Origin of the sequence: Kitasatospora sp. NPDC059577 (assembly GCF_042735475.1) — a bacterium.
Classification (GTDB): Bacteria; Actinomycetota; Actinomycetes; order Streptomycetales; family Streptomycetaceae; genus Kitasatospora.
The window spans coordinates 41781-58232 of the sequence record NZ_JBHWBZ010000039.1; the positions used below are offsets into that span (position 1 = coordinate 41781).

General features: G+C 74.2%; 14 protein-coding genes. 3 read left to right on the forward strand and 11 right to left on the reverse strand.

What is annotated here, in order from left to right; all coding sequences use genetic code 11:
- Positions 1–35: 35 nt before the first annotated feature.
- The 9 genes from galK to ACFV0O_RS26420 all read right to left on the reverse strand — a co-directional run bounded on the left by galK (position 36) and on the right by ACFV0O_RS26420 (position 10528).
- Positions 36–1166 carry a galactokinase gene (gene galK / locus ACFV0O_RS26380; protein ID WP_380345896.1) on the reverse strand — a complete coding sequence of 377 codons (1131 nt, stop codon included), beginning with the start codon at positions 1164–1166 and terminating at the stop codon, positions 36–38.
- A complete protein-coding gene (gene galT, locus ACFV0O_RS26385; protein ID WP_380345898.1) occupies positions 1163–2269 on the reverse strand; it encodes a galactose-1-phosphate uridylyltransferase in 1107 nt (368 codons plus the stop codon). The genes galK and galT overlap by 4 nt, the downstream gene beginning before the upstream one ends.
- 255 nt (positions 2270–2524) lie before the next feature.
- Entirely contained in the window at positions 2525–3679 is a 1155-nt protein-coding gene (locus tag ACFV0O_RS26390; RefSeq protein WP_380345900.1) for a LacI family DNA-binding transcriptional regulator, read from the reverse strand.
- A 42-nt stretch (positions 3680–3721) separates the two neighbouring features.
- Positions 3722–5458 (reverse strand): glycoside hydrolase family 36 protein, encoded by a 1737-nt coding sequence (locus ACFV0O_RS26395; RefSeq protein ID WP_380345901.1) that lies wholly within the window; start codon positions 5456–5458, stop codon positions 3722–3724.
- Positions 5459–5468: 10 nt separating this feature from the next.
- Positions 5469–6296 carry a carbohydrate ABC transporter permease gene (locus ACFV0O_RS26400; protein ID WP_360263703.1) on the reverse strand — a complete coding sequence of 276 codons (828 nt, stop codon included), beginning with the start codon at positions 6294–6296 and terminating at the stop codon, positions 5469–5471.
- Positions 6293–7231 carry a carbohydrate ABC transporter permease gene (locus tag ACFV0O_RS26405; protein WP_380345903.1) on the reverse strand — a complete coding sequence of 313 codons (939 nt, stop codon included), beginning with the start codon at positions 7229–7231 and terminating at the stop codon, positions 6293–6295. Before ACFV0O_RS26405 ends, ACFV0O_RS26400 begins: the two co-directional genes overlap by 4 nt.
- Positions 7228–8574, reverse strand: a complete 1347-nt coding sequence (locus tag ACFV0O_RS26410) for a sugar ABC transporter substrate-binding protein (protein WP_360263697.1) — start codon at positions 8572–8574, stop codon at positions 7228–7230. The genes ACFV0O_RS26405 and ACFV0O_RS26410 overlap by 4 nt, the downstream gene beginning before the upstream one ends.
- 356 nt (positions 8575–8930) lie before the next feature.
- Positions 8931–10298 (reverse strand): diaminopimelate decarboxylase, encoded by a 1368-nt coding sequence (gene lysA, locus ACFV0O_RS26415; protein WP_380345905.1) that lies wholly within the window; start codon positions 10296–10298, stop codon positions 8931–8933.
- A gap of 50 nt (positions 10299–10348) precedes the next feature.
- Entirely contained in the window at positions 10349–10528 is a 180-nt protein-coding gene (locus ACFV0O_RS26420; RefSeq protein WP_380345907.1) for a hypothetical protein, read from the reverse strand.
- Between the two features lie 320 nt (positions 10529–10848).
- On the opposite strand from ACFV0O_RS26420, the gene kdpB reads away from it, so the two are divergent.
- The 3 genes from kdpB to ACFV0O_RS26435 all read left to right on the forward strand — a co-directional run bounded on the left by kdpB (position 10849) and on the right by ACFV0O_RS26435 (position 14729).
- Positions 10849–13035 (forward strand): potassium-transporting ATPase subunit KdpB, encoded by a 2187-nt coding sequence (gene kdpB / locus ACFV0O_RS26425; RefSeq protein WP_380345909.1) that lies wholly within the window; start codon positions 10849–10851, stop codon positions 13033–13035.
- 169 nt (positions 13036–13204) lie between these two features.
- Positions 13205–13690, forward strand: a complete 486-nt coding sequence (locus tag ACFV0O_RS26430) for a universal stress protein (protein WP_380345911.1) — start codon at positions 13205–13207, stop codon at positions 13688–13690.
- 574 nt (positions 13691–14264) lie between these two features.
- Complete coding sequence (locus tag ACFV0O_RS26435; protein WP_360266557.1) at positions 14265–14729, forward strand: hypothetical protein; 465 nt, start codon at positions 14265–14267, stop codon at positions 14727–14729.
- Here the strand turns inward: ACFV0O_RS26435 and ACFV0O_RS26440 are convergent.
- Together ACFV0O_RS26440 and ACFV0O_RS26445 are read right to left on the reverse strand one after the other, a co-directional pair.
- The gene (locus ACFV0O_RS26440) at positions 14717–15340 is read right to left on the reverse strand and encodes a hypothetical protein (protein WP_380345913.1); all 624 of its coding nucleotides are present in this window, start codon (positions 15338–15340) and stop codon (positions 14717–14719) included. The two genes, ACFV0O_RS26435 and ACFV0O_RS26440, sit on opposite strands and share 13 nt — an antisense overlap.
- A 531-nt stretch (positions 15341–15871) precedes the next feature.
- Complete coding sequence (locus ACFV0O_RS26445) at positions 15872–16348, reverse strand: hypothetical protein (protein ID WP_380345915.1); 477 nt, start codon at positions 16346–16348, stop codon at positions 15872–15874.
- Positions 16349–16452: the final 104 nt, after the last annotated feature.

Consider the following 16452-nt stretch of genomic DNA (forward strand, 5'->3'; position numbering starts at 1 on the left):
AGCACCGGCACCAGCGCCGGGCGCCGGGCGCGGCCTCAGGCGAGCCGGCGCGCCCCCTCGGCCGGAACGGCGGTGAGGGTGCGCGGCTCGGCGTACCCCGCGGTGCGGAAGGCCGCGGTGACCTCGGCGGCGACGCGCCCCGCCTCGGCCGCGTCGACGAGGGCGATGACGGAGCCGCCGAAGCCGCCGCCGGTCATCCGGGCGCCGTGGGCGCCGGCGGCCAGGGCGGCTTCGACGGCGAGGTCGGTCTCCGGGCAGGACACCCGGTAGTCGTCGCGCAGCGAGGCGTGTCCGGCGGTGAGGACCGGGCCGAGCGCGGCCGGGTCCCCGGCGTCCAGGTGGGCGACGGCTTCCTCCACCCGAGCGTTCTCGGTGACGACGTGGCGCACCAACGGGCGCAGCTCTGCGGGGAGTTGTGCGAGCGCGTCGGCGAGTGCGGACGGCTGCAGGGAGCGCAGTGCGGGCAGCCCGAGCAGGGCGGCGGCCCGTTCGCAGTCGGCCCGCAGGGCCGCGTACGCGCCGTCCCCGAGGTCGTGTTTGACCCGGGTGTCCAGGACCAGCAGCGCGAGGCCCGCACCGGCGAGGTCGACCGGCACCTGGCGTGCCGTCAGGTCCCGGCTGTCCAGGAACAGCGCGGCGCCGGGGCGGCAGCACATCGAGGCCATCTGGTCCATGATCCCGCACGGCACGCCGACGAAGGCGTTCTCGGCCCGCTGGGCGAGCAGGGCGAGTTCGGGTGCGGTGAGGCGGAGTCCGTACAGGTCGGCGTAGGCGGTGGCGACGACGCATTCCAGGGCCGCCGAGGAGGAGAGTCCGGCGCCGCCGGGGACGTCGCTGTCCAGCCGGATGTCGGCGCCGCCGACCTGGTGTCCGGCCTCGCGCAGCGCCCACACCACTCCGGCGGGGTAGCCGGCCCAGCCGGGCACCGCGCCGGGCGCGAGGTCGGCGATGCGCAGTTCGGTGACCGGCCCGCGGCCCTGGGCGGACCAGAGCCGCAGCCGGCCGTCGTCACGGCGGGCCGCCCGGGCGCGGACGGTCTGCGGGAGGGCGATCGGCAGCACGAACCCGAGGTTGTAGTCGGTGTGTTCGCCGATCAGGTTCACCCGGCCGGGGGCGGCCCACTCGCCTTCGGCGGGGCGGCCGTAGAGCTCGGTGAAGGTGTTCACGGGGCGACCTCCCGCAGCCGCCGGGCCGCGTCCTCGGGGGTGACGTCGTTGACGAAGGCGTCCATGCCGGATTCCACGCCGGCCAGGTACTTGAGTTTGTCGGCGGTGCGCCGGATGGTGAACAGCTCCAGGTGCAGGGCGAGTTCGGCGCGCTGCCCGGCGGGCGCCTGGTGCCAGGCGGAGATGTACGGGGTGCGGCCGGCGGGGAAGAGCCGGTCGAAGCGGCGCAGCAACTCCAGGTAGATCGCCGGGAATTCGGCGCGCTGCGGTTCGTCGAGGGCGGTCAGGTCGGGGACCCGGCGGTGCGGGTACAGGTGCACCTCGTAGGGCCAGCGGGCGGCGAAGGGCACGAAGGCCGTCCAGTGGGTGCCGGTGAGGACGGTCCGCTCGCCGTGGGCGCGTTCGGCGGCGAGCAGGTCCTCGAAGAGGTTGCGGCCGGTGGCGGCTCGGTGGTCGGCGGCCCGGACGGCCGTCCGGGCGGTGCGCGGGGTGGTGAAGGGGAAGGCGTAGATCTGGCCGTGCGGGTGGGCGAGGGTGACGCCGATCTCGGCGCCCCGGTTCTCGAAGCAATAGACCTGTTCGACGCCCGGCAGCGCGGAGAGTTCGGCGGTGCGGTCGGTCCAGGCGTCGAGGACGAGGCGGGCCCGTTCGGGGGTGAGGTCGGCGAAGGAGGCGTCGTGGTCGGCGGTGAAGCAGACCACCTCGCAGCGGCCGGCGCCGGGGCCCGCGGTCCACAGGCCGTCGGCGTCCCGGGAGGGGGCGGCCGGCGGGCCTGCGAGCGAGGGGAAGCGGTTCTCGAAGACGGCCACCTGGTAGTCCTCGGCCGGGATCTCGCTGAGCCGCCCGTCCCGGGACGGGCAGAGCGGGCACTCCTCGGCGGGCGGCCGGTAGGTGCGGGCCTGGCGGTGGGCGGCGATGGTGACCCGGTCGCCGGTGACGGGGTCGAGCCGGACCTGGGAGCCGGGGACCTGCAGGTCCAGCGGGCGCCGGTCGACGGCGTTCCGGGGGGCGGCGGTGCCGCGGTCGTAGTAGATCAGCTGCCGACCGTCCGCGAGTCCGGTCACGGTCCTGCCGGTGGGCTGAGTCAGGGTTGTCCCCGCCATGGCCTTCTTCCTCCGAGTGAAGCCATTGGAATCAACAGAAAGCTACAATCTCAAACATTATCCACCAGCACCACTGGCCGGCCGTGGTCGAAGGAAGCCTCCCGACGGCTGACAGCGCGCGGTTGGTCTCCTCCTCGGCCGGGTTGGGCGTGGTCGGCCCGGCCCCGGGGAGAGGCCGTGGCAGCCGGTCGGCGAGCCGATCGTCGCCCCGGCCGCCGGCCGGCTGCCGACCGTCACCCAGCCCCCGGCCGTCGCCTAACGTCCGGGGGCCGTCGGGCCGTCGGCCGCCGCCTGCCCATCGGCTGCCGCCCCGCCGTCGCCCGCCGGCTGACGGCCGGCCAGCGGCCACCCGCTGCTCCCCCGCACCACCAGCTCGGTCGCCAGCTCCGCCCCGGCCGACGGCACCGCCCCGTCCCGCACCTGGCCGAGCAGCCGGTCCACCAGCGCGGCGGCGATCGCCCGCAGCGGCAGCCGGACGGAGGTCAGCGCGGGGTGCAGGTGGCGGCAGAGCGGCGTGTCGTGGAAGCCGGTGACGGCCACCCCGCCGGGCCCGACCACCAGCCCCTCCGCCCGGACCGCCTCGTACACGTCCAGCGCCAGCAGGTCGCTGCCCGCCGCGAAGGCGGTCGGCCGGTCGGGCCCGCGCAGCAGCGCCCGGACGGCGGTGACCGCCGGCCCGGACCCGCCCGGGCCCAGGGCCGCCGCCCCGGCCGTCCCCGGTGCGGGGAGCGCCACCGCGGACAGCCCCAGCCGCCGGGCCTCGGCGAGGAAGCCCGCCCGCCGGGCCGCCATCCAGGGCAGGTCCTCGGCGGTCCCGAGGTAGCCGATCCGGCGGTGGCCGAGCTCCGCGAGGTGGCGCACCACCGCGGCCGTCGCCGCGTCGTTGGCGATGTCCACCCAGTGCTGCGGCTGCCCCGGTCCGGTGCGGCCGAAGCTGACGAAGGGGACGCCGAGCCGGGCGACGTGCGCGATCCGGGCGTCCTCGGCGAGCACGTCCGCCAGCACCAGCCCGTCCACCTGACGGGCCGCCACCAGTTCGTCGATCGCGGCCGCCGGGTCGCCCGCCGGCGGGGCGGGCCGGAACAGCAGCACCCGCTGGCCCTCGGCCCCGGCCGCGTCGACCAGGGCCTCCAGGAAGCCGGCCATCAGCGGGTTGGGGTCGAGCGGGTCGTCCACCGGGGCGAGGTAGCCGAGGGTGCGCCGGGCACCGCTGCGCAGGGAGCGCGCCGACTGGTCGGGCTGGTACCCGAGTTCGCGGATCGCCGCGGTGACCCGGTCCAGGGTCTCGGGGCGGACCCGCTGCGGGGCGTTGAGCGCGTTGGAGACGGTCTGCCGGGAGACCCCGGCCGCGCGGGCGACCTCCTCGATCGTGCTGGCGCCGCGGCGCGGCCGCTGCGGTCCCTCGGGCATGCGTCCCCTCCCAACTGGTACGGCGGGCCCGGCCGGGCACGGTCAGCGGCGGCGCAGGGTGAGCAGCCCGCCGCGCGGTACGGGGACCGGCTCCGACCGGTCCAGTGCGACCTCGCCCTGCCGGACGATACGCCCCCGGGCGTCCTGCACCGTCACCGCGGCGGTGCCGCTGCCGCCGGTGAGCCTGACGTCCGGGTCGGCGTCGGCGTTGGCGACCAGCAGGGTGCGCCAGTCGTCGCCGGAGGCGTCCACCGGCAGTGCGGCGTAGCGGGCCACCGCGACGGTGTCGGATCCGCGCGCGGTGACCATCGGGTAGCCGAGGTCGGGGCGGGCCGGGAGCAGCTCGCCGAGTTGCAGGGTGGCGGTGTGCTCGCGGACGACGCCGAGCCAGAAGGCGATCGCCTCGCGCTGTCCGTCGTCCTGCGCGGCGAGGTCGACGGAGATCTGCGGGACGGAGAACAGCACGTTGATCAGGTGGCAGGCGATCTGCTCCGGCGGCTCGGCCGGGTGCCACATCAGCATGTCGGCGTGGACCGGGACGGGCCCGGCGGCGAGCCGCACGTCGACGGTGCGCTGCCGGTTCTCCTGCGGGCTGAGCGGGCAGTCGGTGGCGCGGATCATCGTGACGTACGGCCACAGGCGGGGGCTGACGTACGGCTGGCGGTGCTCGATCATCGCCTCGGGGTTCGCAGCGGTGATCCGGCGGCGGATCCCGGCGAGCAGCCGTTCGACGCCCTCGTCGACGCCCGCGCAGTCCGCCCCGGGGCCGGGCGCCGGGGCGTCGGCGCGCGCGAACCAGTCGACGAAGTCGACCTTGAGCCCGTCCATGCCCCACTCCTCGACGGCGCGCACGAGCCGGTCGGTGAGGAAGGCGCGGACCTCGGGGTAGCGGGGGTCGGCGACGACCGCGCCCATGTGGGCGGCGTCGGCGAGCGCGTGGTGGCCGATCTTCCGGTACGCGGCGCTGTCCTTGCCGATGAAAGGCAGCGCGTACCAGAGCAGGTAGCGCACCCCGAGGTCGTGGACGCGCCGCACGTGGGCGGCGGTGTCGGGCAGCGAGACCGGCTCCCAGTCGCCGCAGTGGGCGTAGCCGCGGGTGCGGTCGGCGGTCATCCAGCCGTCGTCCACGATGATCACGTCCAGGCCGAGTTCCTTGCCGAGCGCGGCCTGGGTCTCGACGCCCTCGGGCGAGACGTCCTGGTGCATGGAGTACCAGGTGGAGTACGCGGGGCGGCGGGCGGCCTCGGGGATGTCGGCCTCGTGGTCGGCGCCCCACCAGGCGGTGAGGTCGGCCAGGCAGCGGGCGTAGTGCCGGCGCGAGGTGTCGATCCGGACGGTGAGGCCCTCGGGGGCCTGCGCCCAGAACCGGAACTCGCCGGTCTCCTCGACGACTCCGGCGCCGGCCAGCACGTCCGGGCGCCCGGCGGCGAAGGCGCAGAGCGCGACGTCCCCGGTGCCGACCAGTGCGGCGATCGGCGCGCCGACGGTCAGGCCGGTGCGGCGCGGGGCGCTCCAGGCGGCGGGCAGCCAGCCGGTGCCGCGCGGCTCGGGCGTCCACAGGGCGGTGGCGTCGACGCAGGGGACGCGCCATTCGATCCGGACCTCGCCGGAGTCCTCGGCGGTCACCTCCACCACCCCGTCGGCGACCTCCTGGGCCGTGGCGGCGCCGCTGACCAGCAGGTCCAACCCCTGGGCGTGGAGCGGGCGCAGGCCTCCGGCGGCGGTGGGGGCGTGCGGTTCCCAGATCTCGATCGTGCTCTCGGTCGTGCTGTCGGTCATGGTGTCGTCCTCAGCCCTTCGTGGCGCCGGCCAGCAGGCCGGAGATGAACTGCCGCTGGAGGACCAGGAAGAGGACCATCATCGGCAGGGTGGAGAGCGCGGTGCCGGAGAGGATCGCGCCGTAGTCGGTGTTGCTCTTGTTGCCGTGCAGCGTCGCGAGGGCCACCGGCAGGGTCTGCATCTCGGGGCTGCGCAGGGCCACCAGGGGCCAGACGAACTGGTTCCAGGAGCCCAGGAAGAGGAAGATCGACAGGGCTGCCAGCACCGGTCGCATGACCGGCACGACGACGCTCCACAGCACCCGGAACTCGCCGGCGCCGTCGACCCGGGCGGCGTCCAGGAGTTCGTCCGGCAGGCTGGTCAACGACTGCCGCATCAGGAAGATGGCGAACGGCACGCAGAGGCCGGGCAGGATGAGCGCCTGGTACGTGTCGAGCAGGCCGAAGTTCATCATCATCTTGAACAGCGGCACCAGCATGACCTGTTCGGGCACCACGAGGGTGGAGAACAGGAGTGCGAACAGCACGGTCCGGCCGCGGAAGCGGAACTTGGCGAAGGCGTAGCCGGCCAGCAGCGCCACGACGAGCGCGCCGAGCGTCTGGATCCCGGCCACCAGCAGCGAGTTGCCGACCACCCGGAGCAGGCCGATCTTGGCCTGGAGGTGGTCGAGGTTCTCGCCCAGGTGGCCGCCGGGCAGCAGTTTCGGCGGCCAGTCGAAGATCTCGGTGTCCTTGCGGGTGGAGGCGACCACCAGCCAGTAGAACGGTCCGATGGACAGTCCGGTGACCGCCGCGAGGGCGAAGGTCAACGGCCAGCCCCGCAGTCTTTTCAGGTTCACTGGTCGCGCTCTCCCATCAGGCGCATCTGGACCGCGCCGAGCACCGACACCAGCAGGGTGAGCGCGTAGGCGATGGCGGAGGCGTAGCCGAAGTCGAAGTACCGGAAGCCGTTCTGGTACAGGTACATGGAGACGGTGAGGGTGGCGTTGTCCGGGCCGCCGCCGGTCAGCACGTAGGGCTCGTCGAAGAGTTGGAGCGTGCCGATGGTGGACAGGACGACGGTGAACAGCAGTACCGGGCGCAGCGCGGGCACGGTGATGGCGGTGAAGCGGCGGATCGGCCCGGCGCCGTCGACCATCGCGGCCTCGTACAGCTCCTTGGGGATGCCCTGCAGGCCGGCCAGGTAGATGACGGCGTTGTAGCCGGTGTAGTGCCAGGTGAGCACGAGGACGACGGACATCCGGGCCCAGAACGGATCGCCCAGCCAGTCGACGGCGGGCAGGCCGACGGCGTTCAGCGCCCAGTTGACCGCACCGTCGTCGGTGTTGAGCAGGAAGGCGAAGATCACGCCGGTGGCGACCAGGCCGGTGACGGAGGGCATGAAGACGCCGAGCCGCCACACGGCCCGACAGCGCACCACCGCCGAGTTGATGCCGACGGCCATCAGCAGGGCCAGGCCGAGCATCAGCGGGACCTGGACGACGAGGATCTCGGCGGTGTTGCGCAGGGCCGTCCAGAACAGCGGATCGTCCAGCAGGCGCTGGTAGTTGGCGAGGCCGGCGCCGTGGGTGGCGGCGCCCGAGCCGGTGGTGAAGGACAGCAGCAGCGAGTCGACGACCGGGTAGGCCTTGAACACGCCGAAGGTGATCAGGGCGGGGGCGAGCAGGAGGTAGGGCACGGCCCTGCGGCGGGCCCGGGCCCTGCGGTGGGACCGCCCGGCGGCGGTGACCGCCACCGGTTCGCGCAGCGCGGCGGGTCGGGTGGTGGCGGTCATGCGATGCTGCGTCCGGTCTGCTGGGCGAGCTGCTTGGCGGCGTCCTGGAGGACGGCGGCCGGGTCTCCGCCCTTGAGGAAGACCTTGGTCTGCGCGTCGCTGGCGAGCTTGAGGGCGCGGGCGTAGTCGCCGGAGTAGTTGGTGGATCCACCGCCGTCGAGGGCCAGTTCGGTGAAGGTCTTCAGGACGGGCTGGTCACCGTAGAAGGCGCTGGGCTTGGCGTACATCGGGTCGGTGTACGCCGCGGTGAGGGCGGGGAAGACGCCGCCGGCGGTGAACATGCTGTTCACCGAGGCGGTGCGGGTGAGCGCGTACTCGACGAACTTCCAGGCGGCGCGGCGGCGCGGGCTGGAGGCGGCGACGGCGAGGTGGGTGGAGTTGACCAGCGCGGTGCGCCTGCCACCGGGGGTGACCGCCGGGGGCTTGGCGAGCCGCCAGTTGCCGCTCTGGTCGGCGAACTTCTTCTCCAGGTAGTGCGCGGCCCAGGCGGGCATCGGCGCGACGGCGATCTTGCCGGCCTTCATCAGGTTGCCCCAGCCCTGGTCACCGGGGGCGTCGGCGATCAGCCCGGCGTCCTCCAGGTGCTTGACGGTGGTCATCGCCCGGACGTCCTCGGCCGAGCCGAGGGTGATCTTCCCCTGGAGGTCGAAGTAGAAGGCTCCCTGGAGCTGCATCAGGGACTGCAGGAAGTCGAGGTCGGGGCTGGGGTTGGCGGCCTTGTTGAGGCCGATCAGGGAGACGCCGGGGTTGGCGGCCTTGAAGCGGTCGGCGACGGCGATCAGGTCGTCCCAGGTGGCGAGGGCTTCGGGGTCGATGCCCGCCTTGTCGAAGTAGTCCTTGCGGTAGAAGAAGCCGAGCGGGTTGACCTCCCAGGGCAGCGCGTAGGCGTGGCCGTCCTTGCCGGTGACGACCGGCCACAGGCCCTTGGCGAACTTGTCCTTGTGGGCGTCGGCGCCGAACTCGGAGAGGTTGGCGAGGCCCCCGGGGAACTTCTCCATGTACCCGGGCAGGTAGTCGCAGCCGATGTGCAGGACGTCGCCGAGGCCTTGGCCGCCGGCCGCCATACCGACGGTGATCTTGTCCCAGATGGCGGGTTCGCCGATGTCCTGGACGTCGACCTTGATCCCGGGGTTGTCCTGCTCGAAGGCCGGGACGACGCCGCGCAGGGCCTCGGCGGCGGTGGCCCAGGACCAGACGGTGACGGTGCCGCTGTCGGCGTCCCCGCCGGAGGCGCCGCCCGAGCCGGAGCCGCCGCCACAGGCCGCGAGGGTGCCGCCGGCGGTGAGGGCCAGCAGGCCCGCTCCGGAGGCGCGGAGCAGATCGCGTCGAGAAAGGTGTGACATTGCATTCCTTTCGGTGGGGCGGCACTGGAAGACAGAGGGAAGGGAGGGGTGGCGCTCATCCTGATGCTTGTTCGGTGTTTTGAACGTTCAAACACACAAAACAAACCAGAACCAAACAGGTTCCAACGAGCGGGTCACAGCAAACGCCCGCCCTCCCCGTGCCGTCAAGACCTGGGCACGGGAAGGACGGGCTCCGCAACCGTTCCGTTATCGACCACCGACGCCGGGCCTCGGCGACAGGGGCCCGTGCCGACGACGAGATGACGGCGCAACAGCGAGCGGCGAACTCTCCGACACCTGAACGCACATGCGCGGGAAGTCGGCCGGGCCGACTTCCCGCGCACCGTCAAGGCTTCTCAGCGGCCGACCTCCCGTGCCCGGAAGTCCTCGACCGTCTCCCGCCGGATCAGCAGCCGCGCCCGGCCGTCGCGAACCGCCACCACCGCCGGGCGGCCGACCAGGTTGTACCCGGAGGCCATCGACAGCTGGTACGCACCGGCCGCGGGCACGGCCACCAGGTCGCCGGGGCGCAGGTCGGCGGGCAGCACCGCATCGCGTACCAGCACGTCGCCGGCCTCGCAGTGCCGGCCGACCACGTCCACCCGGGCCTCCCCCGCCTCCGAGCGGCGGCCCACCAGCCGGACGCTGTACGGCGATCCGTACAGGGCCGGCCGCGGGTTGTCGCTCATCCCGCCGTCCACCGCGGCGAAGCAGCGGCCGTCGGCGCCGTGCTTGACCGACAGCACCCGGTACACCGCGACCGCCGCCGGGCCGGCGATCGCGCGGCCGGGCTCCACCACCAGGCGTGGCACCTCCAGCCCGGCCTCGGCGCAGCGCACCGCCAGCCGGTCGGTCACCCGGACGGCGAACTCGGCGACGTCCAACTCCTCGTCCCCGGGCAGGTAGCGGATGCCGTGCCCGCCGCCGAGGTCCAGTTCGGGCAGCTCCACGCCGTGCCGCTCGCGCACCTCGGCGAGCAGCCGCACCAACGTGTCCACCGCCCGCAGGTACGGCTCCGCGTCGGCGATCTGCGAGCCCAGGTGGCAGTGCAGACCGGCGAGTTCGAGTCCGGGCTGGTCGAGCACCCGGGCGATCGCGTCGGACGCGTCACCGCCCTCGATCGGGAAGCCGAACTTCTGCCCGCCGACGCCCGTGCGCACCGCCGCGTGGTGCCCGGCCGCGATCCCCGGCACGACCCGGACCAGCACCTTCTGCGGGGTGTCGGCCGCCACCAGCGCCGCCAGCCGGGCGATCTCGGCCGGCCCGTCGATGACGATCCGCCCGACCCGCAGCCGCCGGGCCAGCCGCAGCTCGTCCGGGGACTTCGCGTTGCCGTGCAGCAGGATCCGCTGCGCCGGGAAGCCCGCCGAGACCGCCAGCCACAGCTCGCCGGACGAGCAGACGTCCAGGCCCAGTCCCTCGTCGGCCACCCAGTCGGCCATCGCGCTGCACAGGAAGGCCTTGGCCGCGTACAGCACCTCGGCGTGCGGCAGCGCCCGCCGGTAGGCCCGGGCGCGGGCCCTGACCTCGCCCTCGTCCAGCACGTACAGCGGGGTGCCGAACCGCTCGGCGGCCTCGGCCAGCCCGACCCCGCCGACCAGCACGTCGGCTCCCCGGCCGGGCCGCGCCGAGGCCGGCCAGGGGCTGCCGAGTGTGTCGGCGGGGGCGGTCGCCGGGGACGGGACGGGCGGGGACGGCACGGGCGGGGCGGTGAGCTGGGTCATGGCAGCTGCTCCTACGAAGGGTCGTGCGGGGGTGGGTCGCGGTCCTCGGTTCAGTCCTCGTAGTGCATCGCGAAGCGGCAGTTCGCCGGGCGGGTGCGGAGGCGGTCGCGCTCGGCCGCCGGGCCCGGTTCCGGCGGCTCGGGCTGGTCCTGGCTTCCGGCGGCGGATACCAGGCGGATGGTGCGCTCCAGCGGCCGGTCGACGTCGATGACGAGGGTGGCGGTGGTCACGGCGGGGTCCTTTCGGGCGGTGGGCCGGACGACCGGAGACTCGGTTCGTACGGCCGGACACCTCCAGTGGAGACCCTCCGCACACCGACCGCATCCCTCCTTGACGCAGGACCTACGCCCCCGCCGCCGACCTTGACGCCCTCCTGACAGCCCCGCACCGACCGCGTCAGGGTGGTGTCAAGGACGGCCGTTCCGGCGCCAAGCCCGTGTCAAGAACGGCATGGCCCGTAGGCCGCCGGTGGTGGGCTGTCCGCCGTTCCCCGTCGCTCCCCGAACCGCCGCCCCACCCGACCGGGCGGCCCGGAAGGTCCCCCGAGACGATGCGCCGTTCGGCCCTCACCACCCCGGACCACACCTCCGACCAGCAGAACTGGTTCCGTCGCCCGGAGCGGCTCGCGGCCCCGGCGCCCGAACCGCCGCCGAGCCACCGGCCCACCTCACCCGGCGGCCGCCGTCGGCTCATCACCCGGAAGCAGTTGGCCGAGGCCCTGCCCGCCGCCGTCCGCAAGCTGCACCCGCGCACCATGGCGCGCAACCCGGTGATGTTGGTGGTCGAGACCGGCTCGGCGCTCACCACCATCAGCGCCGTCCTCCACCCCGGCGTCTTCGCCTGGGTGATCTCCTTCTGGCTCTGGCTGACCGTGCTGTTCGCCAATCTGGCCGAGGCCGTCGCCGAGGCCCGCGGCAAGGCCCAGGCCGAGTCGCTGCGCCGCGCCCAGGCCGGCACCACCGCGCGCCGCCTGCTGCACTGGCGGGTCGGCACCCTCGACCACCGCCACGAGACCATCCCCGCCGAGCAGTTGCTGCTGCACGACATCGTGCTGGTGCCGGCCGGCGAGGTCATCCCCCAGGACGGCGAGGTCGTCGAAGGCGTCGCCGCCGTCGACGAGTCCGCCATCACCGGGGAGTCCGCGCCCGTCATCCGTGAGTCGGGCGGCGACCGCACCGCCGTCACCGGCGGCACCCGGGTGCTCTCCGACCACCTGGTCGTCCGCGTCACCTCCCGCCCCGGGCAGAGCTTCATCGACCGGATGATCGCCCTGGTCGAGGGCGCGAACCGGCAGAAGACCCCGAACGAGATCGCGCTCAACATCCTGCTCGCCTCGCTCACCATCGTCTTCCTGCTCTCGGTGGTCTCCCTCCAGCCGATGGCCATCTACGCCGGTGCGCCCCAAACCACCATCGTGCTGGTCGCGTTGATGGTCGCGCTCATCCCGACCACCATCGGCGCCCTGCTCTCGGCGATCGGCATCGCCGGGATGGACCGTCTCGTCCAGCGCAACGTGATCGCCCTCTCCGGCCGCGCGGTGGAGGCCGCCGGGGACGTCGACGTCCTGCTGCTCGACAAGACCGGCACCATCACCCACGGCAACCGCCGGGCCGTCGCCCTGCAGCCGCTGCCCGGCGCGACCACCGAACAGCTCGCCGAGGCAGCCCAGTTGGCCTCCCTCGCGGACGAGACCCCGGAGGGCCGCTCCCTCGTCGACCTGACGAACCGTCAGTACTGGGTGCCGCCGCGCTCCCCCGGCGAACTCGGCGAACAGCAGCCCGTCCCGTTCACCGCCCACAGCCGGATGAGCGGCGTCGACCTCACCTGGCCCGACGGCACCACCTGCCTGATCCGCAAGGGCGCGGCCACCGCCGTCGCCCGCTGGGTGACCGACTCCGGCGGACACCTGCCCGTGGAGGCCGAGCCGCTGGTCGACCGGATCGCCGCGGCCGGCGGCACCCCGCTGCTGGTCGCCGTCCACGACCGGCACGGCGCCCGCGCCCTCGGGGTCGTCGAGCTCAGGGACGTGGTGAAGGAGGGCATCGCCGAACGCTTCGCCGAACTGCGCCGGATGGGCATCCGCACGGTCATGGTCACCGGCGACAACCCGCTCACCGCCAGGGCCATCGCCGAGGAGGCCGGGGTGGACGACTTCCTCGCCGAGGCCACCCCCGAGGACAAGCTCGCCCACCTGCGGCGCGAGCAGGCCGCCGGGAACATGGTCGCGATGACCGGCGACGGCACCAACGACGCCCCCGCGCTCGCCCAGGCCGACGTCGGCGTCGCGATGAACTCCGGCACCCCCGCCGCCAAGGAGGCCGGCAACATGGTCGACCTGGACTCCAACCCGGCCAAGCTCATCGACATCGTCCGGGTGGGCAAGCAACTCCTCATCACCCGCGGCGCGTTGACCACCTTCTCGATCACCAACGACGTGGCCAAGTTCTTCGCGATCATCCCCGCGATGTTCGCGAACGCCTACCCCGGCCTGCACCACCTCAACATCATGGAACTGCACAGCCCCACCTCTGCCATCGCCTCCGCGATCATCTTCAACGCCCTGATCATCGTCGCGCTGATCCCGCTCGCCCTGCGCGGCGTCCGCTACCAGCCCGCCTCCGCCACCGACCTGCTCCGGCGCAACCTGCGGGTGTACGGCCTGGGCGGACTGGTCCTGCCGTTCCTCGGCATCAAGGCCATCGACCTGCTCATCCAGTTCGTCCCGGGCCTGGGCTGAGGACCACCGCCGGGTGCGCCTGTCAGAAGGCCGTCAAGATGTTCGCGCCTGGCGTCATGGTGGTGTCAGCGCCGGTACGGAGGAGGCCGTTCCGGGGTTCACTGGAGTCATCCGAAGCGAGGAGCACCCGACCGGAGAACCCCCACCGGAGAGACGGAGGCGAACGGCCATGACCGGGACCACCCGAGTGATCGTCGGCCTGAGCGGATCACTGAGCAGCCTGGCCGCCCTGTACCACGCCGTCGGCGAGGCGGCCCGGAACGAAGCGGTTCTGGTGCCCGTCGCCGCGTGGACCGCCGGCGAGCAGGACGGGCTGCGCCCGAACTCCGAACCGGAACACGCCGCCCGGCGCCGCCTCGACATCGCCTTCGAACAGGCCTACGGCGGCTACCCCTCCGGCCTGGTCATCCACCCGGTGGTGATCAACACCGAGCCCGGGCGCGCCCTGGTCGGCGCCGTCACCGGCCCGGACGACCTGCTCGTCCTCGGTGCCGCCACGCGCCGCCGCTTCGACCGGCTGCGCCACGGCTCGGTCGCCCGCCACTGCCGCCACCGGGCCGGCTGCCGCGTGGTCGAGGTCTCGCCCTCCGCCCTGCTCACCCGCCTCGAACTCCCCGCCCGCACCGGCGCACCGCTGCCACTGCTGGCCCACTGACCCACTGACCCGCCGGCCTGCCGGCCCGCTGGCCCACTGACCCGGGTGTCGGCGGGCGGCCGAACGGTCCGCTCCTCCCCTTGCCTCGATCCCGCCGCCTCTGCCGGGCCGGGCCGCCCGGACGGGCGCCCGACCAGGACGGGAGCCGGCGGGATCGGCCGTTCCCGGGTGGTGACGCCGCCCGATGACCGCGGAACCGGTGGCCCGCACTCGCGGCCACCGGGACGACACCGGGCGGCACCTTGCCGTACGGCCGGATTCCACAACTTCGACACCGCTGTCGAATTTGGCATGGCCAGGCTATCCTGACCCGAGGTCCGAAGAAGAGCTCCCTGCCCCGTCGATGAACGCGCCCCGCGGCGCGCCCGACCGGAAGGAGGCGCGACCCATGAGTCCGGGATGACGTCCAACCCGCCGCACACACACGCATTCTGACGGAACGTCAACACCGATACCGCACTTCACCGCCGAGCCCGTCGGGGCGTGCCCCGGGCCGCCCGCCGCCGTTGTACGGAAGGTGAATCGCCGCGCCCGCCCGAAAGCCCCGGTCACCCTGCCGAGGAAGAGGTTCCGCATGTCGACGTCCCGGCTCCACCCGCGCCCCGGCGAGGCCGCGGCCCTGCTCACCGTGCTCGGCCTGCTCGTCCTGGAGGAGATCGCCCTCGGCATGGCCGAGGAGGAGGACCGCCCCGTCATCGGCGGCATCCTGATCGGCGCCTCCGGCGCCGGCCTCCTCGTCGTCGGCGCCGTTCTCCTCACCCGCTGGCTCGACGCCCGCCGCCCGCTCCCCCTGCCGCCACTCGGCCCCAACGGCCGCGAGTACAGCGCCCGCGCCCTCGAAGGCTTCCCGATGGAAGCCGTCCGCCCCCTGCTGCTCGGCGAGGACGCGCCCCAGCTCGGCCAGCTCTACTCCGCCTGGATGCTCGCCCGCACGGGCCGCCCCGCCGCCTGGATCGCCCGCCGCCTCGACATCCCCCTCGACGCCGCCCACCTCCTGGTCGACGCCGCCCGCTCCTCGCAACTCCGTCAACGCCGCTGACCGGGCGAGGCGTTCGCCTGCGCCACCAGGTACGGGAGCAGCCCGCGCTCCGCCAACGCCGCCCGCCAGGCGTCCCGCGCCAGGACCAACTCCCCCGGCCCGTCCGCCTCCTCGCCCGGCGCCTGCGCCGACCGGGCCGCCGTACCCAGCAGCCCCAGCCCGCCGATCAGCAGGCTCACCGCCGCCGCCCCGACCGCCACCCACCCGGCACTCACCAGGGCGTGCGCCAGCACGTCCAGGTCCTCCACCAGGCCCAACAGCCAGCCCAGCAGCAGGAAGACCGCCGCCGCCACCCCGGCGACGATCGGCACGATCACCCCCAGCACCCCCCACCAGCCCGACCCGCGCCCCCGGGGCGGCGCCTCCACCGGCCGGCGCGCCACCGCGTCCGCGTCCGCCCGCAGCGTCGCGTACCGCTCGTACTCCGGCGCCGCCGCGGCCAGCACGAACTCCGCGTTCTCCCGCGCCACCCGCCGCAACCACTCCACCCCACGCGCATCGGCCCCGCCCTCGCGCAACGCCTCGCGCACCTGCGGAGCCGCGAGCGCCCGCCCGAGCTCCGTCTCGAAGTCCGCCCGATCCTGCTGCGGCAGCCGTAGCGGCCTGTCCATGCGCGTCCCCGTCCTCCGGTCATGCAGTTCTACAGCACTGTAGAACAAGGGGGCGCATCGTAGCAGCCCTGCTCACCGGCGGACCTCCGCGGACGAGGGACCGGCCGTCGGCACGCGTGCGAGGGCGGCCCGGATGGTCTCCGCCGGATCCGGAACGGTGGCGCTCCACTCGCGCAACCGGTCGACGGTCTGCGGGGCCCCGTCGCTTCGACATCTCCGACGGCCGGCCGTCCGGGCTGTGGCCGCCGGGGCGTTCCCGGACCGGCTCCGGCACGCCCCCGGGCCCGGACGAACTCCGTCACCGCACACGGCGGGACGCCCTCCGGCAGATCACCGGTGGGCGCCCCGGTCCCGGACTCCCCGGGAGGCTGACGGCCACGGCCCGGGGGGGCCCCCGCCGGGGGGCGGGGGGGCGGGGCCGCCCCCCCCCCGGGGGGCCGGCCGGCGGGGGGGCCCCGCCCCCGCCCGCCGGGCGCGGGGGGGCCACGCCCCGGCCCCCCGGATCCGGGGGCACGGGCGCAGGGTCCGTCCTCAGCTCGTGGGCTCGGGCGTCGGCGTGGCCGCGGCAGCGTCCGCGGTGACGAGGGTGACGCGCCTGGCGTCCGCCGCCGCCGGCGGGGTGGCGCCGATGTTGGAGACGGTGGCGGTGAGGACGGCGTCGACGTCGGGGATCCAGTTGAAGGTCTTGGACTGGACGACGATCTGGCGCTGCTGCGGCGTGCCGTCGCAGATGACGTCCGCCTCGGCCGTCCGGCTGGAGCCGAAGGCGATCGAGGAGGAGTCCTGCGGGTCCTTCTGCTCGACGGAGACGGTGAGCGACCGGGCCTCGGCGCCGACGGAGCAGACGTATCCGACGTCGACCCGGACCTTCCCGGGCAGTTTCGCGTCGATGGTGGCGTCACCGAGGGTGACGGTGGTGATGGCGGGTGCCGGGTCGGCGGCCTGGGCGGGGGCGGCGAGGCCGGTGAGGGCCGCGGTCACGGCCGTCAGGATGATCCAGCGTTGCACTGCAACCTCCCTGTGCTGAGGACGGGTTGCGGCCGACGCTAACCGCCCGGCCGGACCACCGCGCGCCGAGGCCGTCCGGTCGTCATACCAACAGCCCAGCGCCT